Raw genomic sequence first — 262 nt, forward strand, 5'->3', positions numbered from 1 at the left:
CGCGCTTCATCAGAAAACTGAAGGAACCTCCATTGAATCGAACTAATATTTTTTTTGGTGAATCGCATTCTGACTGGTTGCCTGTCAGAGGCGGAGAATCTGGTGATTTTGTTTTTCGACGTGGTGACGGGCATGCCTTCGCGAAAATCGCACCTGCTTCCCGCCGCGGTGAGCTCGCTGGAGAGCGTGACCGCCTCATTTGGCTCAAAGGTCGAGGTGTGGCTTGCCCCGAGGTCATCAACTGGCAGGAGGAACAGGAGGG

General features: G+C 53.8%; 1 pseudogene. It reads left to right on the forward strand.

Going from position 1 to position 262, the window contains the following annotated elements:
* Nucleotides 1-32: 32 nt before the first annotated feature.
* Nucleotides 33-262 (forward strand): annotated as a pseudogene (locus HMPREF2596_RS11050) (APH(3'') family aminoglycoside O-phosphotransferase); the annotation flags it as partial.

Origin of the sequence: Neisseria sp. HMSC078C12, from assembly GCF_001838065.1 — a bacterium.
GTDB lineage: Bacteria > Pseudomonadota > Gammaproteobacteria > Burkholderiales > Neisseriaceae > Neisseria.